The organism is Nocardia asiatica NBRC 100129 (assembly GCF_000308415.1).
GTDB lineage: Bacteria > Actinomycetota > Actinomycetes > Mycobacteriales > Mycobacteriaceae > Nocardia > Nocardia asiatica.
This window is the reverse complement of record NZ_BAFS01000429.1, coordinates 1-18,269: the sequence shown is the minus strand read 5'-3', so window position 1 is coordinate 18,269 and position 18,269 is coordinate 1. Positions and strand designations below refer to the sequence as shown.

Genomic DNA, 18,269 nt, shown 5'->3' with positions numbered 1-18,269 from the left:
AACTCACCTTCTGAATTCTCGGCAACGAATCTGCGACAGCGACCTCAATCGATAGCGAAGACGAACGAATACCAGTCGCCGGACAGCTTCTCGAATTGACGAGCGCTACTCGCCGTCGGCTCGGTTCCGGGCGAGTAGACCCAACCGCGCCCAGTGGAGCCCACGAACCCATCGGCGTCGTAGAAGTACACGCGACCATCGGCCTCGCGGCGCGCCGAACTGATCTCGAACCCACCGAAACCCATGTCCTGACGGGTACTCGGCCCGACCTCACGCAGCATCTCGACCGCTATGGCCTCCATTTCCGGACGCGCGGAGTCGAAGCCACCGGGCCGGAAGAATACGCCGGGGCGGTTCGGTGGCTACGGGCCACACGGCCCTTCGGCGGCGCGGCCCGTCGATCACTCGCCTGCGGCCACGCCCGCCATGGTCAACTGGAGGTAGGCATCGTCGATTTCGCCCGCGCCGAAAACCGAGACGAGCATGCGGCGTTCGACCTTCCCGCGTTCGGCGGCGTGCACCAGGCCCAGCGCCGCCTCGCGGACCGACGCGCTCGGTTCGTCCTCGACCAGCGCGGCCACGATGGCAGCGGCGCTGTCCCCGCTCCATACAGCGGGGACAGCGGGGGCGACGCCGGGAGCGGCCGGTGATGCCCCGCGGTACCACTGACCGCGCTCCCACCAGTAGCAGAAGGACAGCAGGCCGACGCCCGCGCGCGGGTTCAGCAACGGATTCGCCACCCATGCGGGTGCGCCCGCGTACAGGTCCGGCATCGGCGCACCGGCGTTGTAGACCGCGTCGAGGACGGGATCGTTCCACAGGCCGCCGGACAGGACGGCCCGGTCACCGGGCACGATCCAGAGCGAGGACCCGCTGCGCTCGGCCCCTTCGAACAAGCCGAGCGCGGGCAACACCCGTGGACCCAGCGGGGAGCCGACCGCCACGAACGCCGCGGCGAGTACCGCCCAGCGCGCCATCATCGACGGCAGCGCGGGCAGACCGTCCGCCACCACCGCGGCGCCCTGCTCCGCCCGCACCGCCGTCTCGGCGGGTCGCGACTGCCGGTCGTCGTGCCCGATGTGGGCGGCGAGCCACACCGGTAGCCGGTCGCGCGGGAACGCCTCGAGATCCGCGCGATAGATCTCGGGCGGGAAGAGGTGCTCGTCGGGGAACGGCTCGTCGCCGAAGTCGTAGTCGGTCCGCACCGCACCGGACGCCGAGACCACCAGCAGGAACCGCCACCACGGCCCCTCGGGCAGGGCGGCCGACGCCTCCCGATGGCGGCGGACCAGCGCGAGAACCTCTTCCGGCGGCAGTATCTGGACCGGACGGCCCTGCTCGTCGGTGGCGACGATCGAGGCCAATTCGGCGGCGGCGGTCAGCACGAAAACCGCGTGGATCTCGTGGCTGCCCTGCGGGCCGAGCCCGGAGAGCAACTCGGCGATCCGACGACTCGCCTCATCCGGCGGTTCTCCGCCCGCGATCGGCCCCTCGGCTGCGGTCACGACGTGGCACCTCCTCGTTCGCGGCGCGAGGCTACCACCCGGCGGGAAACGAATGGGGTTGCCGAAGACGGCATTTCGCATCGGCCTCATCGATACGTGCCGCACGCGAGCAGAATTCGCTTGCGTGTCGATGAAGGTTCAACTTGTTGCGGTGTAATCCGAGGACGTCGACCAACGAGGAGGCGAGCTGTGGGTCGCAATCCGAGAGGGCACTTCGGGGCCGCCGCGGAGCAGCGGTGACCATCTATCTGCCCGAAGGGTTGCAGTGGCTGGCCTGGGTGGCGGGAACGACCTGGCCGAAGGGCGACGAGGACGCCGCCTGGGCGGCTTCGGAGGCGTGGAGGACGGCGAGCAAGGAACTCGAGGCGCTGCTCGCAGGCATCGACGAGGCCGCACAAGCCACCGTGGCGGCTTATCCGCAAGGCGAGGGCGGGGCCGCGATGGGAGCGCGCTACGACGTCCTCCGCACCGGGGACCAGTCCCTGGAAACCCTGGCGAAGCTGATGAGCACGGTCGGCGACAGCGCGTTCGACATGGGCACCGAGATCCAGGCGACCAAGATCACCGTCATCGTGACGTTGGCCTGGCTCGCGCTCGAGATCCTGTGGGCATGGCTGTTCCCGCCCACGGCGCCCGCGGTGGAAGCGGCCGCGATCACCACGACCCGGTCGTTCCTCAAGGTGTTCGAGGACTTCGTCCAGAAGATCATCACGAACATCGCCGCCCGGCTCGGCGCCCCCACCGTCCAGCGGCACTTCTGGACCCGCGCGGTGCAGCTGCGGCCGGTGCTGCCCACGGCGAAGGGGTACGGCGTCTACGGCGCGCGGGCGATCGAGGCCGCCGCCATCACCGGGACGATCAACGGCGCGGTGCAGGTCGGCCAGCTCGCGGCGGGCAAGCGCCGGCATTTCAACGGCGGCGAGTTCGGACTGTCCATCCTCGCCGGTGTCGCCGGAGTGATCCCCGGCCGCGAGTTCGGCCGGTATCTCGGGAAGGGCATCGACAAGGTCGCGGGCAAGAACTTGGACAACGTATTCGGCCGGATGGGCCGCGGTGTCGTGATCGGCGGCGCCTCCGGCGCCGTCGGCACCGCGTTCGGGAACGTGGCGGCGGGCGCGGTCACCGGTGACTGGTCGTCGTTCGCGTCCGGCGCGGGCTGGGTCGGCGGCATCGCACGCGGCGGCCTGGTCGGCGGTGCGCGGGGCGGATTCGCCCTCGGAACGCCGATTCCGCCGGGGCGCGGGGACATTCGCTCCTACGTATGGATGCCGAAGCCGTCGACCGGCAACGCCGGACGTACACCGGACGGATCGTCCACCGGCACGAGCGGGAGCAGGCCCGGGTCGACGACCGCCGGCGCGTCGGCGAGCCCGAACTCCGGACGTCCGGCGCCGACCCCGTCCGTGGTCGCCGGTTCCACCGGCACCCCGCCGGGCCCGCCGCCGCATCCCACCGGCTCCGTCTCCGGTGCTCCACCCGGCGGCCCGCGCCCGGCCTCCGAGGTCGCGAACGGTAGCGCCGCGTCGACCCACTCGGGCCACGGCGACGGCGTCTCCTCGTCCGGCAGCTCCGGCCACACCGTGTATCACGACGCCACGGGAGGCTACAGCGGCGGCGGGCAGTCCTCCCGGCCCGTCAGCGTCAGCGCCGAATCGGGCCAGACGATATATCACGACGCCGCCAGCGGCCACAGCGGCGGCGGGCAGTCTTCTCGGCCTGCCACGCCCGACAGCGTCAGCACCGAATCGGGCCGGACGGTGTATCACGATGCCGCCGGGACGTTTTCGGGGTCTTCCTCGTCCACGGGTTCCAGCTCGGGCCAGTCCGGTCATTTCACCGGCCGGCCACCCACCTCGTGGGAGTCGTCGGTGGACGGCTGGGGCTCGAACGGGGGGCCGCCGCCCGGCAACACGGGATCGGGGTTTCCGGCGGGAACGCCGCTTCCGCCCGCGCCCCCGGCTCCCGGCGGCACGCCGCCTTCCTCGAGCTCCCACACGCCGCCGCCCGGTAGCGGGCCGCGGCCCGCCGGACCGCAAGTGAGCGGTCCGGCCGGCACGCACGGCAACCCGATCGCCACCAGCGCCGACGAGCCGTTCCTGGGCGAGGGCAAGGATGTGCGCGGCAAGCCACGCCCGAAACAGTGGCCCTCGGTGGAACCGCTGCCGGGCCCCTACACACCTCCTCCCGGCGGCGCCTCGCGACCGGACGACTGGCTGCCCGGGGCTCCCGCACCCGGGCCCGCAGCCCAGGCCGCCACTGCGGGCCCGGAGGACGTGGATGTGCCTTTCACCATCTAGACCGCCCACATCGAAAGGAGTGCCATGGCCGCCGAGCACGTGGAGGTCGACCCGCACAAGCTGCGCCGGGCATCGGAGCTGACCGGGGAGCTGTCCAGAAAGGTCACCGCGACCGCCGAGAAACTCCGGAACACCCTGGCAGGTATCGAATCCGACGCCACCACGATGCCGTGGGGAGACGACAAGCGGGGCAGGAAGTTCGCACAGGGCGAGAAGGGTTACCAAGCGGCGCGGAACAACTTGCTCGCGGGCGCGACGAGCGCCGCGCAGACCCTCGACGACATGGCGGAGGGTCAGCGCGAGGCCGCGGGCTCGCTGACCGGCACCGACCACGCCTCGGGCGGGCAGCTGGGAAAGTGAGCGGCACATGGTGAACGAACGCCTGCGCGCGGACATGGCGACGATGCTGGAGGGCCTCGGCGAGCAATTCCGTGGGATCGCCGAACTCCAGAAGCAGCGCTCACTGCTCACGGCCACGGTGACCGCGTGCGACAAGCGCATCGAGGTCACCGTCAACGCCGACGGCGTCCTGATCGCCACCGGATTCGCCGACGATCTCCTCGATCTGAGCCTGGAGGAGATCGCCGAGAACCTGACCGCGGCCGTGCAAGCGGCGGCCGCCGAAGTCGCCGAGCGCGGCAGGGAGCTGATGACGCCACTGCTGGAACGCAAGAACGCGCTGCCGAAGCTCTCGGAGATCGTCGAGGGGGCTCCCGACCTCGGCGCGATGATGCCCACCGCGCCCGCACCGCCGCTGGCACCGCCCGATCCGACGAGCTGGCCCGCAGCCGATTCCGGCGCTCCCGGGCCGCGGTCGGTGGTCGCCGACAACGACGACTGACGCGGCGATGGACACCCGAAAGAGCCGGGACCCGATCCCCGGCGGAGAAAGGTGACGATGGCCCTCGAACCGAAAACGTGGTCCGGTCTGGAGAACCAAGCGAAAGCGGGGTATCTGAAGTTCGACCCCGCCGACGCCCTCGCCGCGGCCAAGGCCTGCGCCGATCTGGTCGACGACCTGCTCGGAATGGCCGCCGCGGTGGCCGACCTGCGCCTGAACAATTTCGCGCCGATCGGCACCCTGACCTCCGGCGCCCAGCTGGCGATGGCGTTCACCACCAAAGGTTCGCGCCTGCACAGCATCCTGAACGACCACGCGAAGATCGTCACCGACATGGGTGAGACCTACATCGCCGCGGGCAAGTCCTACACCAAGACCGACGGTGATTCCGGGGACACCTTCAAGGCGCTCAGCGCGCTGAAGATGCCGACCTCGGCCACGCCCTACACGCCGGGCAAGAAGGCCCCCGGTGCGCCCGACGCCGAATTCGACAAGCCCAGCGGTGGTTTCACCTGGAAGGACAAGGACGGGCACCTGCATGTCGAGAAGGCGAACGCCGAGAGCTTCCCCTCCTCGCTGAAGGACTACCAGGGCGCGAAGGACACCGGTGTCACGGCCAACATCGAGAACAAGGACAGTCTCAGCTTCACCGAGTTGTACGAGCTGGGACGCGATCTCGATCCACAGCCGGTACTCGCCGCCGCGGGCACCTGGCACAGCATGGCCAACGATCTGCTGGGCAAGCTGAACACTTTCGTGTCCGTGATCTCCGCGGGCACCGACGCGTGGGAGGGCCAGGGCGCCACCGCGGCCGCCGAGGCGGTCCGCAGCTACTCCGACGGCGTGCAACCGCTGATCACCTCCATGATCGCGATGAGCCAGAATTTGGACTACACCGCGCAGTGGTTGCATCTGACCAAACTGAGCATGCCCGCGACGTCCGATCCCGGCGACTGCTGCCCCGGGAGGGTGACCCGGCGGTACCGCGACGAGTGGCAGAAGCACTACGGCGAGGGCATGAAGAACACGGTGTCGGTGATGCCGGTGGTGAACGGGCCCATCGCCGCACCGCAGCCCTCCGGAGGGCAGAACCAGCCGGGCGGCAACCAGAACGCCCCCGGACAGAATCCGAATGGCCAAGGCGGGCAGACGGAAACGGGCGGTGGGCAGTTCCCTGGAGACCAGGGCGGAGGCAACCAGACTCCCAGCGCGGACTATCGAGCCGGCTATCAAGAGGGATATCGGGAGGGCTTGGAGGCCGGACAAGGGCACGGCGGCTCCGGAACTGCCGGCTCGGGCGCCGGCTCCGGCGCCGGTCTGCCCGGCGGCGCCACCCAGACCGGGGGAGCTTCGCACGGGAGTGGTGGCGCCGCCTTGCCCCGCGGCTACGACGCCGCTTCCGTCGGAAACGGCTCGCAGTCGGAGAGCGGACCCACGGGCAGCGGCTCCGGTTCCAGTCCCGCTGGTTCGTTCGGCGGTTCCGTCGGGCCCCAGGGCAGCACGGCACCCGCGCGTTCGTCCGGCCGGTCTGGAAGTGCCGCCGCTCCCCGGGGGAGCTCGGCGTCCGGCGGGCAACCCGAATCCGCCGGGAGCGGCGGCATGCCCGATGTGCCCTCACTCGGCTCGGTTCCGTTGCCTCGCATGTCCTCAGGAGCGGGCGACTCGCCCGGTGGTGCCCCGTCGAAACCGCGCGGCACGGCTCCCGGCGCCGACCCGGCGTCGCTCGAGGACGCGCTGGCACGGGCGACGGGCGCGGACCCCGCGCAGGTGCGGTCGGTCCTGGACAATCTCCCCGGCTTGCTGAACGAGGATACCCTGTCGCGGCTCACCGGGCTGCCGCCGGAGCAGGTGCGTTCGATCCTGGACAGCATCCCGGAGGTCGTCGACGAGAACGCGCTGGCGGAACTCAGCGGTGTGGACCCGGCGGGAGTGCGCTCGGTTCTGGAGAACCTTCCCCGCGCCTTGGACGAGCAGGCGCTGGCGGCGGCCACCCGCACGGACGGTCGGTCAGCCGGGGCCGGTCTCGCCCCGCACGACGCGGCATCCGCGGGCGCACGGGGCGCCGAGTCGCTCGCCTCCGCGGGCCGGGAGTTCCTCGGACAACTGGGGAAGGCGCTCACTCAGGGGCTCGAGGCTCTCACGCAACTCGGGAGCACGCTGCCGGGCGCGGAGAAACTGCAGGATCTGCTGCGGCAGTTCGATCCGAACGCGCTGGCGGCCGCTGCCGGTGACCCGCCCGTCGAACCCGCGGGTGCGGGTGGCGCGGGCGCCGCCCCCGGCGGCACCGGAGCCGGGGTCGATGCGGGGCTGTCCGAACATCCCACCCAGCAATCCCGTGCCGCGCAGTTGTTCCCGCGTGCGTCGCTGCCCGGCGCCGAAGCGCCGATGTATCCCGCCGCTGCGGCCGGTGCGCGTCAGGACGGTATGCCCGCGGGCGCTCCCATGATGGGAGCGCCGGGCGCCGCCGCCGGTGGCGCCGGACCTGGCGGCAACGCCCACAAGCCCGCGAAGTTCCTGCATTCGAAGGTCCATCTCGACGACGCCATCGGCGCGGTGCCCGACCGGGTGAAGCCGGTGATCGACTCGTGAGCGGGACTTGGGGGTTCACCGATCTGGAATTCAACCTGCTCTGTGAGGAGGTCCGGCAGGGCGAATTGCCCGCCCCGTTCGTCTTCACCAGTCGTACCCGGCTCGAGGCGGACTACGAGCTGGAGAAGGCACAGGTCCGGCAGCAGTTGCGGCAACGGCTCGACCACGAACTCGACGCCATGGCCGGCGCGATCGCCAAACCCGACGTCTTCGTCGTCGCGCACGCCTGGGACGACCAGGATTTCGGCAATCCCGAAGCGCGCACCCGGGTGCACGCGGTCCGGCACCGGGCGCGCGGCTACGTGATCACGCAGCGACCGGGCGAAACACTCGCGCACAGCGGGGGGTTCGACGTCGCCGAGTGCGATCCGCACGCGCTGGCCGACACCGTGGTGGGACTGCTCCCCCGCTGCGCGGCAGGGCGGCTCGACGACATCCGCCTCGCGCTCCCGGCCGCCGAGCCGGAGCCCGACCACGAGCGTCCCGCCGCCACGATCTCGGACAACGACGACGATCCCGGCGACGACACCGCACGCAGCGCCGCGTTCTTCGACGCCCCGGCCGTCAGCACCGGAATCGTCAAGGTGCTGCAAGGTCGCTCGAAGTACGGGCCGCGTGGACGGATCGAAGCGGGCCTGCTGTGGCGGGATCTTCCCGACGACGGCCGCTACGTGATGCCTTTGGATCATCCGGCCCCGGTCGCCACCGCCATGGGCAGCGACCGGCTGGCCCTGTGGGTGCGCGACCGGATCGAGGAGATCCTGTCGCGGATGGATTCGCACATGGAAACCGAGGAGTGAACCGGCTGCGCCCTCGTGCCCGCGCCGGCCGGTTCAGCGATCGGCGCTCGCGATCGGGCCGCGAATCTGGCGGACCACCGCACGCGACCAGCCGCAGTCGTACCGGCCGTCCTCGGCGTCGAAGGCGGGCCGCAGTTCGTACCAGCGCAGGCCCGGACGGCGATGGTGCGTGCCGTGCAGGTTGAAACTCAATGTCAGCATCTCCAGCGGCGCGGGCAGTCGCAGGTTCAGCGCCTCGAGCGGCTCGTCCAGATCGGTGCCGTAGTGGTAGGCGTTGTCCGACAGTGACACGATCACGGCGCGTCCGGCCAGCGCCGCCGACAATATCCACCAGTGACTGCCGTAGGCGAGGAACGCGGCGCAATAGAGCACGGTGATCGCGAATGCGTCGACGCGGAACTGCCGGAACACCTCTGCCTGCGCGATGCGTTCGAGCAGCGGTCCCGCCACCGTGTCCGGCCCGTCGACCGCACGGGCCAGCCCGCGCACCGCCGCGATGGGCAGTACGGCCAGCGCGAGCGCGGCGACCTCGAGCAGATAAAGCCCGCCGAAGAGCCGTAGGTAGTACCCGGGCGCGGCTCTCACCCAGCTGGACGTGGCGGGGTCGTAGATCTCGGCGCGCTCACGGGTCCGGCTGTAGCGGTGGTGCAGCAGGTGACCGGCCTTGAGCAACACGAACGGCGATCCGTACAGCACCCCGAGCACGCGTCCGTACCGGTCGTTGCGGGCGCGCCGATGGTGCAGGTTGCCGTGGACGGCCTCGTGGATCACCGACCAGAACGTCGTGGTCAGCAGGGCCAGCGGCAGCAGGACCCACCCCCACGCGGCGTCGCGCGGCAACAGCGACAGCGGTAGCGCGAAAAGCTGGAGAACATTGAGCACGACCGCCGCGGCGGTCAACCAGGATCCGATCCGCCGCCCGTCGTCGCGGCGTTGCGCGCGGACAGCGTTGCCGGTGCGCCGTTCGGTCATCTCACCCTCGATCACCTTCGGTCTCTCGGGATACCAGCGTGCCCGGGTCACCTCACGAACACCCCTACACGTGCTGTCGCGCCCCTTACGTCCGTGCAACGAAACGGTGCCGTGGCAACGGAGTGCCCCCGTCGAAGATCGCAGCTCCGAAGATCTTCAGCTTCGGTAGGTCCGCCCGCACCCCAGGTTGCCAGTAGGAATCGTCGCCGAGTCCTTGTCCGCTATTGGCGGGGAGCGTCTCGAGGGCAGTGTCGTGGTGGGGGCAAAGTGCCGATTTCCAGCAGGCCGACCGGGGATCGAGATCACGGTGATCGCAATGGTTCTCCGAAGATGCCGCAGCGCTTACGGTCCGGATGAACCTTCTGTCCGGTCCGGTTCGATGTGAACCTCTTGCTGATTTCGGGGCGATGTGCAGCCAACTCCTTGGTCGGTCAACGACACTCGGAACGAAGAGGTACCGCGTACGGGGCGGCGGCGGTCGGGCGGGATTCCGGGCGATCGTGTCGGCACTGCACGGATACTGGGGTTATGTGGGCGCCGGGGCCGGCAGTGTCGTCACGTTCGTCCTGCTGTTCCAACCGTGGTTGAGCGTCGCCGGAGCCGACGGGAAGGCCAGCGCCAACGCCTTCGGCCGGGTCAGCGCGACCACTTCCTATTTGAATGTCTGGTCATCGGCGCAGGCTCCGGCCGCGCGGATCAACGGCGCCCCGGCCATTCTCGCCGCCGCCACGATCGTCGTCACCGTCTGCGTGGTGGCGGCGAATCTGCGGTACCGCACCGAGGTGCTGGCGCGCGCGGCGACGATCTCCACGGTGACCACCGCGGGGCTGGTCGTCCTCGCCGTGCTCTACATCAACAGCAGAGCTCCCGAGCTGCGCGCCCCGCTCGCCCGCACCTCAGACCTGGGTGGACAGATCGGCATGGTGACGAGCTGGGCCTTCGGCAACGGGAGCCTCATCGTGCCGGGGGTACGGCAAGTCTCCTACGACACCGCTGGGCTGACCTCTTGGCCCCTGCTCGCCGGCGCCACCTCACTCGGCTCGGCCATCACAGCCGTGGCCCAATGGGTGTACAGCCATCCGCCCGCTTCCCTTCGCCTGCCGCGTCGCGTCGGCGCATCGAAACGCTCGGACGGGTCGACCCGCCGAGACACGTGAACAGGCTGGGACCGCGCTCACTTCGGTCGTGCGGAACGGCGACGGAACAGCCGTCGGAGATAGCCGCCGACACCGGAGAGTGCCCGCGGTTGCGCCGCGGTCTCGACGGTTTCCTGCGCCGAGGTCGCCTGGGCGAATCGCACGTGCAGTTGTTCGCGGACCTGGTCCGGGGTATAGGCGCGGCGGCGGCGCTCGGCGCGCACCACCACGACACCGGTGGCGACCACACCGGCCGCACCCGCCAATCCCAACGCCTTCCACCACCTCATACGCATAGGCTACGACCATGACGGGTGCGGGCATCAGTCTCGACCGAGCGGTCGAGGTCACCAGAACGGGCGACATCTGGCTCTTCCGAGGCCATTCCACAGCTGACCGGGTGATCCGGATGACGACGAACAGTCCGGTGAACCACGTCGGGATGTCCGTCGTGATCGATGATCTGCCCGCCCTGATCTGGCACGCGGAACTCGGACGATCGCTGCCCGACATGTGGTCGGGCAACGCCCACCGTGGCGTCCAGCTGCACAATCTGCGCGACGCCGTGCTGGTGTGGGCCCACCGCTACGGTCAGCAGGCGTGGTTGCGCCAGTTGAACCCGCCCGCCGGCCGGGAGATGGAGGACAGCGTGCTGCGCACCATCGCCCGGCTCGACGGCACCCCGTTCCCGTCCACCGCCGGTTTGGCGGCGCGCTGGCTACGCGGCCGGGCGCGCCTGCCTCGCCGCAAGTCGAGTCGGCCCGCGGCCCGCGAGTTGGAGAACGCGTACTGTGCCGAGATCGTCGCCGCGACATACCAGGCGATGGGCTTGCTGCCGCAACACCGTAGCCCCGACTGGTACGACCCGGGCCGATTCTGGAGCGGAGACCGACTGCGGCTGTCCGGCGACTACGAATTGACCGGCGAGATAGCTGTCCGAACACCGCCGGCCTGAAAGGTTCTGGCGCGAACGCGGCAGACCGGCGGGTGACGGGAAAGATTCCGCTCGTCGCTGGGCCGAGCGGGGAACGTCAGGAGATGGTGACGGTCAGCACGTAGCCGGCCGCGGAGCCGTCGGCGGAAGAGACGACGATCTGGTAGTCGTTGCCGTCGGCGACGAGATCGGCATGCGGAACCTCGGCGGCGACCTGCGGGCCGATCAGCGGGGCGACCGAGACGCGCGCGTTGCCGTTCGCGGAGGTGACGTCGAAGCTCAGGCGCTGGCCCGCGGCGGTGGCGATGGAGTAGCTGTCCGACTTGCCCTGGCCGACGTTGCCGCTGACCTCGGCGCTGTTCTGACCGGGGTTGATCTGCAGGCGCTGCACGACGCCCGGCACGGACGGAATGCCGGGCGCGGCCTGTGCGGTCGCGACCCCTCCGGCCGCGAAGGCGACGACAGCGAGCACCGCGGGCACGGTACGCCACGACGAACGAAACACTCGAGATGAGATCATGGCCGTCATCTTTCCTCACGCGGTGGCCGAGTTCGCAGGGGGCTCTGCGGAATTGTCGATCGAGTCCCGCACGGCAACCGATTCCCCGTCCGCCGTCGCGCGACGGGGGCCACGGCAGTCGCGGATACGGTTGCCGGACATCGCGTTACCCGGCACACCAACGGGCCGGGCGGGAAAGCCCGCCCGGCCCGTGTTCGATCGGTGTCAGCGACCGCTGTGGCTGTGCTGGCCGCCACGCACCTTCGCTTCCGTGGGCTGCGCTTCGGCGCCCTTGCGGCCGGCCGCGCTCGGATCAGCGGAGTGGCGCTCACCGAAGCTTCCGGTGCTGGCCTGGCCGCCGCGGCGCGCCTGCTCCTCGGTGTCCGAACGGTTACCGAACTGTCCGGGGTTGTTCTTGTCTGCCATCACATGCTCCTTTCGGTAGCGGATGAAACCGACTGTGGCTCTGTGCGCCACGTCTTGGTGCTACCCGCCGCATGACGCGCGAATCCGCTCGAAAGCTTCTTCACACGACCGCAAAGTTGCGCTCCGGTCTCGTGCTGTCCGGCAGTGAAGGGCGATCTTGCGATGTCCCAGCCGGTTACGACCGCGATGGTCCTTTGAACTGTGGTGGTGCGACGAGCACGAGTTCGCCACGGACAGACCCGGTATCAGCCGCCCGTGGAACGCGCGATCAAGCCGGGTCAAGAGGGTGGTGTGTCGAGTTTGTCTATGTCGCCGAACACTTTTTCCGGAGACCTCGCCGTTTCCCGAGACGATGCCGGATCCCGACGACCTGGAAGGGCGCCTCTCGGTGCCGGGCGAGTGGTTTCCCACCGGTCGGGCGCACTGGGCCGAGGTCACCGGCGTCGACCTGACCGGGCAGCCCGCCACCGTCGCGGCCACCGGCTATCTCGCCCGCTGCCTGCAGCACGAGACCGACCATCTCAGCGTCCGCCTCTACCTCGAACGTCTCCTCGGCAGGAACAAACGAGCCGCTCGCCGCATGATCAAAGACCGGCAATGGACCCGGCCCGGCAACAGCTGGCTGCCCGGCACCGACGTCCCGGTTTCCCGCTGATCCCGACCACGTCGGCTCGGCACGCCCCGCACCCGGTGAAAACGAGTAGTCGTCTACTCACGATCGCGCGGTCCGGAGCGACGAGCATTCAGGAGTGCGGGAGCCCTGCGCAGATGGCACGTGCGCGTACGGGGCGCGGCCGGAGATGCCGGTGACGAATCCGGCCCGGACCGCCACTATCCCGACTGTCGGCAGCCTCGGAAAGGAAGACCGAAGGACATGAAGAAGTATGAAGTTCGACCCGGCGATACCCTCTTCGCGATCGCGCTGCGCGAGTACGGCGACGGCGAATTGTTCCCGGCGATCGCGCGCCAGAACCATCTCGCCGACCCGGATTCGATCGATGTCGGACAGCAGCTCCTGATCCCGTACATCACGCGCCGCCATCTGGTCGCCACGGCCGACTCCACCGCGGCGCGCAAGCAGATCACGCACCGCTACTACGGAACCGAGGACATCGACGTTCAACTGCTCTGGGAAGTCGTCAACGGCGTGGCGCAACGCGAAATCCATCGAGGCGCGTGGCTGCTGATTCCGGAACTCGCCGATGTCGGACACCACACGGTGATCGAAGGCGAGACGTTCGGCGCCCTCGCCGCCCGGTGGTACGGCGACGACCATCTCGCGCTGATCATCGCCTTGGCGAACCACCTGCCGCTGGAGACCGAACCGGAGCCCGGCCGGGTGCTCGTCGTGCCCGGCCTGAACCGCCGCCGCAGCGTGGCGGGCGATACGCTCCGATCGCTGTGCGAGGACGAGTACGGGTCCGCGGATCCGGACACCAGGATGGGAGTCGTCGCAGCGGCGAACCGGATCGAGAACCCCGACTCGATCTTCTCCAGGCAGGTGATCCACTTTCCGTCGTAACCCGCCGGAGGGCTCGTACGGCTAAGCGCTCGCGCGCTCTCGGCGGCGTTTGGTTCGGCAGCGGAAAAGCCAGGTCGACAGGCCGGTGAGGGCGAGCGCGAGCGGAGTGAGGCCGAAAACCAGCCATACCAGTCGCCACCAACCGTTCACCATCCAGCCGAAGTGCGCGGGCTCGAACACCTTGGCATAGAAAGTGTTCGCCAGCGGTCTGCCGTGGCTCGCGTCGACCACCTTGATATCGGAGCCCTCGTGCGCGTTCACGTACACCAGCACGTCACCGCTGTAGAAGAGCCGGTGCTCGCGAGGTGAGTACGCGCCGGCGACGGAGGCCCGGTAGTAGGGGGCGGACTCCGTGGGGAGCAGCAGATAAGCGAGACGCCCCGGAGCGGCCTCGAGCGCGATCGCACCCGCCTCGTTGATGGTCATCGCTGTTCGGCCCGCGTCGTTCGGACGCGGCACGAAAGACTTCTCGGTGCGCACGAGGTTCGTGTTGCCGCCGGTCACGACCAGCCAAGCTCGCTGAACGGCGGGCCACTCGATGGTGATCCCGGTGATCCCCCACATGAGCAGGAACGGCACAGCGACAATGCCGAGGACGTTGTGCAGGTCGCGGTCCCGGGCGAAGCGCCCCTTCCGCAGCCGGACCCGGAAACCGTTGCGCAGCCGGGCGAGGGACGGCCACCAGATGACCGCACCGGAAACCGCGAGCGTTATCAGCAGCAAGCCGAGCGCGCAGAGAATCGACGCCGCCCACGTGATTCCGATCAGCGGAGCCTGGTTCTCCAGAATCGGCAGCGCGCCGGAGTACCGCAGACAGCCGAATGCGCAGTCGTGCAGGTTGACCAGCCAGCCGAGTACGCCGTCGGTCAGGTTCACCCGCTCGTTGATCCGTCCGGAGCCCGGGTCCACGGAGTACGCGGCGGTGTACTCCGGGTTCCCGATCACGATCACGCCGGCGTCCCGGCCGACCCAGCCGACCTCGAAGCCGGGATCGGCCGCCCGCACCAGGGCCACGGCGCGCTCGGTGTCGACCACCGGCGGCGCGTCGGTGTGCCGATAGAACGAGGCGTGCTGTGCCCGGAACAGTTCGGCGTGGTAGAGCAGAATCGCGCCGGATGTCGCCTGGACGACGAGCACCGAGCCGAGAATCAGCGCCGACCAGCGGTGTATCGAGATCAGCGTGCGCCGCGCCGGTTTGCGACTTCTCTTGCGCGCTCGGACGTTCCGCTCGCTCGGCTCGTGCACCACCGCGGTCGCGTTCATAAGGTTAGGCTAACTTGAAAAATTGCCTTTCCCCGCGGTGGGCACAGCGACCCGACGGTCACTCACCTTCGTGCGAATTCGTCCACTGCCTGCGCGCGAGCGCGTGCGCCCACCGCACCCCGGACGGGTCCGACGCGCCGCCGAGCGCTGCCGCGGCGCGATGTCCCGTCATCCCGCGGGCACGAGGTCGACGCCGAATCTCCGGTCCATCGGCGACTCCCCCGCGCGAAACGCCTCGGTGTGGGATACCACGTCGGTCGCGAGCCCGGCGGCCTGCAGCGCACGCGCTTTGAAGGCCCGCCCGGCCAGGCTGACGCGATGCTGGACCGACCCGACCCGATGGTCGAGTTCCGCGGGAAGCCCCTCGCCCCACATCGTCACCTCGGTGAGCCCGCGATCTAGGCAGTCGAGCACACCATCCCGGATCCGGCTGTCGCCCAGATACATCTCGGACGCGACGGCGATCGCGTGCGGCCACGTCTCGCGCATCGGCGCGGCCAGGAATTGGTCGAGGTCGAGCACCGTCGCGCCGAGGATGCGCAGCGGGCGGGTATCCGGATGGTCGCTCACCAGCACGGTGACCTCCCATCGCGCGACGGTTCGGTCGAACAGCCACCCACCCGCGTAACGCACGACGTCCGCGACGCCGGGTGCGGCCACCGCCAAGCGGTAGCGATGTGGGCACCGGCGAGCCTGGGCTCGCCAGCGAGCGACGGAGCGCAGTCCTGGAGCGCTTCGGTCAACGGAATCGACGGATCGTTCAGCCATGGTTCCCATCCCGCTGTCACCAACGAAGGTATCGACAGGTCCGGCCGCGGACACCAACTGCGATGGGTACCAGCCATCGCGCCGGCCATAGCGGATCAGCGAGTCGGGCGGCCCGTGGGCGGCCGCATGCCGAACCAGCGAAGGATCCGGAGAGCGGGGACGGCGGGTAACCGCGGATCGCCGGCCCCCTCGCCGGAAGGTTCTGCCGCACACACTAAGGCGGGCAGCGAGCCCGCGACGGCACTTCGAACGAGCCTGATTGTGACCTATCTCACCTATACAGCTATTCTCTGGTCAAACAACTCGATTCACCTACCGCTCAGACATCTCATCGCGGCGCTACCGCTCGTTCGTCCAGCACGGTCGACCGCGTCCGAGTAGACAGCCACGGTCGCGACCGTCCGGCACACCGCCTGAGCCATTCACCGAACGACGCAAGAACCTCACTCAACAGCGTTTCTCAATGCCCGCGCGGTCGCGGGACACCTGTCCGCACGCACGGAACACCACCACGGGTAATTGCTTGACGACTCTGCGCGGATCGTCCAGACTGTTATCTACCGGACAATGTTGTCCGGAATCTCACCAGGCCCGGACCACACCCGTTGGCAATGCCGTGGCAAACTCTACTGTCGCGGTGCCACGCGACCATTCCACCTGCGACCGAGGGGGGCGGCATGGGCAAGTCGGCGTCTCGGCGACGACCACCAGGACACGCATGCGAACCTTCACCAGTCGTGCCGATCCGGAGAACCCGCTCACCGCGACCGCGCTCGATCTCCGCGCCGGCGCCGTCGTTCTCGCCGAGTTCGGCGCTCCCCCGGCCGACCCGTTCAGCATCCGGCACCGCTTGGCGGACCTCACGCCGCTGGGCGCGCCGATCCGGCCGCTGCCCGGACGTCTGCGCCATCTCGGCGTGCTGCTGCGCTGCTGTATCGACCAGATGGCGATCACCGCCGAGATCGCCCAGATCCACGATCTGATCGGGCTCGCCGACGAGCTCGTCGAACTGGTCGACATCATCAGCGACTCCGCCACTCATACCGCCGAAGGCATTGCCGCCGTGGATGATTCGAGACAGCGACAGGTCCACGCCGCCGCGGTGAGACTGCGCACCCGCGGCGCCGAAGCCACGGTACACCGGTTACTCGCACGCTGGTCGGCGGAAACCGGAATCGACGTGGGCCAACGGGAATTCGGCAACGGGCTGTTGCACGTCATCCGTTCCTTCGAGCGGGTCGCCGACGCGCTGACAGCCATCGACCACTCGCCGTGACCGCGCACCGCTTGCTCAACCGCGCAGGGCGCGATCCAGCAAGGCCCAAGCCTGCCGGGCGGTCTCCGCTTTCGACTGCGCGTCGGTCTTCGACAGGACGGCCGCCAGCATCGCCAGCGCCAGGACGACGTCGGCGGTGGTGATGTCCGCGCTGATCGTGCCGCGCTGCCGCGGGTCCTCCAGCTTCTCCGCGATGAGGGTGATCAGCCGTCGCGCCACCTCGAACAGCCGCATGTCGTCGGTGTTGGTGGGATGGATCATCGCGATGAACGCCGCCGAGGTGGTGATCTGGTCCACCATGATCGCCAGCAGATCGTCGACGGTGACCGCGGGGTCGGCCGCCAGCGCCTCGATGCCGTCGATGTTCTCCTCGAACACCGCCAGCGCGATGCTCTCCCGCGTCGGGAAGTGCCGATAGAGCACACCCTGCCCAACGCCGGCGGCCCGCGCGATGGAGCTGAACGGCGCATCGAAACCGCTGTCCGCGAAGACCTCGCGCGCCGCCTGGATCAAGGCTGCCCGATTGCCGGCCGCCGCCTTCGGTCCCCTGTTCACACGGCGTGGCGAGGTCATTCGGGCAAGGTTACCGGACCACGGTGGACCGGCCGTGGCACGCCGAACGCCCGGCAGGAGACCGGATGGCGAGGAACAACCATCGGCGTTCCGGGTTCCCCACGGCCGGTATCAACCCGCTCCGAATCCGCTGCACACGCGACGATCTACGGTGACGAAGCGTCTACTCCTGCGCCGGAATCGCCCGCTGCTCGACGAGCGCGGCGAGACGGGCGATGGACGCCGACAGTTTGTCCGCGGTGGTCGCGCGAGCGCGGACCTGGCGCCGCACGTCGGTGAGCGAGGTCCAGTCATAGGTGTGGGTCACCCGCGTGCGACCCTCGCCCACCGGCTCCAGCTCCCAGCGCCACAGATGGCCGGGCGGCTGTCCGCCGGGTTCGGATGGGCGCCACGCGATGCGGCTGCCCTCGGCGAACTCCACCACATGGTTGTCGCGCACGGCTCCGTTGGTCAGCGTGGTGCTGAAGACCGCACCGGCTTCCCGCACCCGCTGCCCCGGCGCGGCCTCGGCCAAGTTGTCGTTGCCGTCCCATCGCGGCTGCGCGGCGGGATCGGCGATGAGCTCGAAGATCTCCGCCGGACCCGCGCTGATCTCACGGCTGGCGCTGACGATACGGGGAACCTCGTTCTGGTCGGTCACGTGCCGATCGAAACACCGGGGCGGGCAGCCGGGCAAGCTTTCCGCTCGAGGCGCGCGGTATCTCACCTCGCGCCGATCCGGCGGCGGTCGGCTGCCGGTCGTCGCCGCCACGGCGGAGACGGTGCGGTATGACTGACTCGACATCCGACCGACGAAGGGATGCGCTCATGGGCGAGCGAGTTGCGATAGTGTCCGGCGCCGCACGAGGGATCGGTGCGGCGATCGCCC

19 protein-coding genes and 1 pseudogene are annotated in these 18,269 nt (G+C 69.4%); 10 read left to right on the top strand and 10 right to left on the bottom strand.

Annotated features, from left to right (window positions below):
• Positions 1-44 precede the first annotated feature (44 nt).
• Positions 45-302, bottom strand: coding sequence for a hypothetical protein (locus ON27_RS32180; RefSeq protein WP_051047216.1), 258 nt, complete (start codon positions 300-302; stop codon positions 45-47).
• Positions 303-401: 99 nt separating this feature from the next.
• Entirely contained in the window at positions 402-1,505 is a 1,104-nt protein-coding gene (locus ON27_RS40290) for a hypothetical protein (protein WP_051047215.1), read from the bottom strand.
• 236 nt (positions 1,506-1,741) lie between these two features.
• On the opposite strand from ON27_RS40290, the gene ON27_RS32170 reads away from it, so the two are divergent.
• From ON27_RS32170 to ON27_RS32150, 5 genes are read left to right on the top strand one after another with little or no spacing between them, the layout of a single operon-like run.
• Positions 1,742-3,802: a WXG100-like domain-containing protein gene (locus tag ON27_RS32170; RefSeq protein WP_043736108.1), complete on the top strand. Its 2,061-nt coding sequence runs from the start codon at positions 1,742-1,744 to the stop codon at positions 3,800-3,802.
• A gap of 24 nt (positions 3,803-3,826) precedes the next feature.
• A complete protein-coding gene (locus ON27_RS32165) occupies positions 3,827-4,162 on the top strand; it encodes a hypothetical protein (protein ID WP_043736106.1) in 336 nt (111 codons plus the stop codon).
• A gap of 7 nt (positions 4,163-4,169) precedes the next feature.
• Positions 4,170-4,643 (top strand): YbaB/EbfC family nucleoid-associated protein, encoded by a 474-nt coding sequence (locus tag ON27_RS32160; protein WP_051047214.1) that lies wholly within the window; start codon positions 4,170-4,172, stop codon positions 4,641-4,643.
• A gap of 57 nt (positions 4,644-4,700) precedes the next feature.
• Positions 4,701-7,232 (top strand): PPE domain-containing protein, encoded by a 2,532-nt coding sequence (locus ON27_RS43430; RefSeq protein WP_043736103.1) that lies wholly within the window; start codon positions 4,701-4,703, stop codon positions 7,230-7,232.
• Positions 7,229-8,032 (top strand): ESX secretion-associated protein EspG, encoded by an 804-nt coding sequence (locus ON27_RS32150; protein WP_043736101.1) that lies wholly within the window; start codon positions 7,229-7,231, stop codon positions 8,030-8,032. The genes ON27_RS43430 and ON27_RS32150 overlap by 4 nt, the downstream gene beginning before the upstream one ends.
• Before the next feature lie 33 nt (positions 8,033-8,065).
• Here the strand turns inward: ON27_RS32150 and ON27_RS32145 are convergent, their stop codons facing one another.
• Positions 8,066-9,004, bottom strand: a complete 939-nt coding sequence (locus tag ON27_RS32145; protein ID WP_043736115.1) for a fatty acid desaturase — start codon at positions 9,002-9,004, stop codon at positions 8,066-8,068.
• Between the two features lie 500 nt (positions 9,005-9,504).
• Here ON27_RS32145 and ON27_RS32140 point away from each other — a divergent pair, with 500 nt between their 5' ends.
• Positions 9,505-10,161: a hypothetical protein gene (locus ON27_RS32140; RefSeq protein ID WP_157227538.1), complete on the top strand. Its 657-nt coding sequence runs from the start codon at positions 9,505-9,507 to the stop codon at positions 10,159-10,161.
• A gap of 17 nt (positions 10,162-10,178) precedes the next feature.
• On the opposite strand, the gene ON27_RS32135 is transcribed toward ON27_RS32140, so the two are convergent.
• On the bottom strand, positions 10,179-10,430 hold the full coding sequence (locus tag ON27_RS32135; RefSeq protein WP_174377909.1) for a hypothetical protein: 252 nt from the start codon (positions 10,428-10,430) through the stop codon (positions 10,179-10,181).
• Between the two features lie 17 nt (positions 10,431-10,447).
• On the opposite strand from ON27_RS32135, the gene ON27_RS32130 reads away from it, so the two are divergent.
• Positions 10,448-11,095: a hypothetical protein gene (locus tag ON27_RS32130; RefSeq protein WP_043736095.1), complete on the top strand. Its 648-nt coding sequence runs from the start codon at positions 10,448-10,450 to the stop codon at positions 11,093-11,095.
• A gap of 76 nt (positions 11,096-11,171) precedes the next feature.
• Here ON27_RS32130 and ON27_RS32125 read toward each other — a convergent pair whose 3' ends face one another.
• Together ON27_RS32125 and ON27_RS32120 are read right to left on the bottom strand one after the other, a co-directional pair.
• Complete coding sequence (locus ON27_RS32125) at positions 11,172-11,594, bottom strand: hypothetical protein (protein WP_157227537.1); 423 nt, start codon at positions 11,592-11,594, stop codon at positions 11,172-11,174.
• Positions 11,595-11,798: 204 nt separating this feature from the next.
• Entirely contained in the window at positions 11,799-11,999 is a 201-nt protein-coding gene (locus ON27_RS32120; protein ID WP_043736091.1) for a hypothetical protein, read from the bottom strand.
• A 328-nt stretch (positions 12,000-12,327) separates the two neighbouring features.
• On the opposite strand from ON27_RS32120, the pseudogene ON27_RS32115 reads away from it, so the two are divergent.
• Both ON27_RS32115 and ON27_RS32110 read left to right on the top strand, forming a co-directional pair.
• Positions 12,328-12,654: pseudogene (locus ON27_RS32115) on the top strand (peptide deformylase); the annotation flags it as partial.
• Between the two features lie 219 nt (positions 12,655-12,873).
• Complete coding sequence (locus ON27_RS32110) at positions 12,874-13,521, top strand: LysM peptidoglycan-binding domain-containing protein (RefSeq protein ID WP_043736089.1); 648 nt, start codon at positions 12,874-12,876, stop codon at positions 13,519-13,521.
• Between the two features lie 21 nt (positions 13,522-13,542).
• Here the strand turns inward: ON27_RS32110 and ON27_RS32105 are convergent, their stop codons facing one another.
• On the bottom strand, positions 13,543-14,784 hold the full coding sequence (locus ON27_RS32105) for a PepSY-associated TM helix domain-containing protein (protein WP_083887953.1): 1,242 nt from the start codon (positions 14,782-14,784) through the stop codon (positions 13,543-13,545).
• A gap of 168 nt (positions 14,785-14,952) precedes the next feature.
• The gene (locus tag ON27_RS32100) at positions 14,953-15,444 is read right to left on the bottom strand and encodes a hypothetical protein (RefSeq protein ID WP_245560418.1); all 492 of its coding nucleotides are present in this window, start codon (positions 15,442-15,444) and stop codon (positions 14,953-14,955) included.
• An 826-nt stretch (positions 15,445-16,270) separates the two neighbouring features.
• Here ON27_RS32100 and ON27_RS32095 point away from each other — a divergent pair.
• On the top strand, positions 16,271-16,828 hold the full coding sequence (locus tag ON27_RS32095; protein WP_043736085.1) for a hypothetical protein: 558 nt from the start codon (positions 16,271-16,273) through the stop codon (positions 16,826-16,828).
• A 15-nt stretch (positions 16,829-16,843) separates the two neighbouring features.
• Here ON27_RS32095 and ON27_RS32090 read toward each other — a convergent pair whose 3' ends face one another.
• Complete coding sequence (locus ON27_RS32090) at positions 16,844-17,401, bottom strand: TetR/AcrR family transcriptional regulator (RefSeq protein WP_043736083.1); 558 nt, start codon at positions 17,399-17,401, stop codon at positions 16,844-16,846.
• Positions 17,402-17,564: 163 nt separating this feature from the next.
• A complete protein-coding gene (locus tag ON27_RS32085; protein WP_043736081.1) occupies positions 17,565-18,041 on the bottom strand; it encodes an SRPBCC family protein in 477 nt (158 codons plus the stop codon).
• Between the last annotated feature and the right edge of the window lie 228 nt (positions 18,042-18,269).

What these genes read in the sequence shown, in the direction of transcription:
- ON27_RS32125 (WP_157227537.1), bottom strand. Translation starts at nt 11,594, where the DNA reads ATGATCTCATCTCGAGTGTTTCGTTCGTCGTGGCGTACCGTGCCCGCG.
- ON27_RS43430 (WP_043736103.1), top strand. Translation starts at nt 4,701, where the DNA reads ATGGCCCTCGAACCGAAAACGTGGTCCGGTCTGGAGAACCAAGCGAAA.
- ON27_RS32165 (WP_043736106.1), top strand. Translation starts at nt 3,827, where the DNA reads ATGGCCGCCGAGCACGTGGAGGTCGACCCGCACAAGCTGCGCCGGGCA.
- ON27_RS32095 (WP_043736085.1), top strand. Translation starts at nt 16,271, where the DNA reads ATGCGAACCTTCACCAGTCGTGCCGATCCGGAGAACCCGCTCACCGCG.
- ON27_RS32105 (WP_083887953.1), bottom strand. Translation starts at nt 14,784, where the DNA reads ATGAACGCGACCGCGGTGGTGCACGAGCCGAGCGAGCGGAACGTCCGA.
- ON27_RS32160 (WP_051047214.1), top strand. Translation starts at nt 4,170, where the DNA reads ATGGTGAACGAACGCCTGCGCGCGGACATGGCGACGATGCTGGAGGGC.
- ON27_RS32130 (WP_043736095.1), top strand. Translation starts at nt 10,448, where the DNA reads ATGACGGGTGCGGGCATCAGTCTCGACCGAGCGGTCGAGGTCACCAGA.
- ON27_RS32180 (WP_051047216.1), bottom strand. Translation starts at nt 302, where the DNA reads ATGGAGGCCATAGCGGTCGAGATGCTGCGTGAGGTCGGGCCGAGTACC.
- ON27_RS32110 (WP_043736089.1), top strand. Translation starts at nt 12,874, where the DNA reads ATGAAGAAGTATGAAGTTCGACCCGGCGATACCCTCTTCGCGATCGCG.
- ON27_RS32120 (WP_043736091.1), bottom strand. Translation starts at nt 11,999, where the DNA reads ATGGCAGACAAGAACAACCCCGGACAGTTCGGTAACCGTTCGGACACC.
- ON27_RS32135 (WP_174377909.1), bottom strand. Translation starts at nt 10,430, where the DNA reads ATGAGGTGGTGGAAGGCGTTGGGATTGGCGGGTGCGGCCGGTGTGGTC.
- ON27_RS32145 (WP_043736115.1), bottom strand. Translation starts at nt 9,004, where the DNA reads ATGACCGAACGGCGCACCGGCAACGCTGTCCGCGCGCAACGCCGCGAC.
- ON27_RS32090 (WP_043736083.1), bottom strand. Translation starts at nt 17,401, where the DNA reads ATGACCTCGCCACGCCGTGTGAACAGGGGACCGAAGGCGGCGGCCGGC.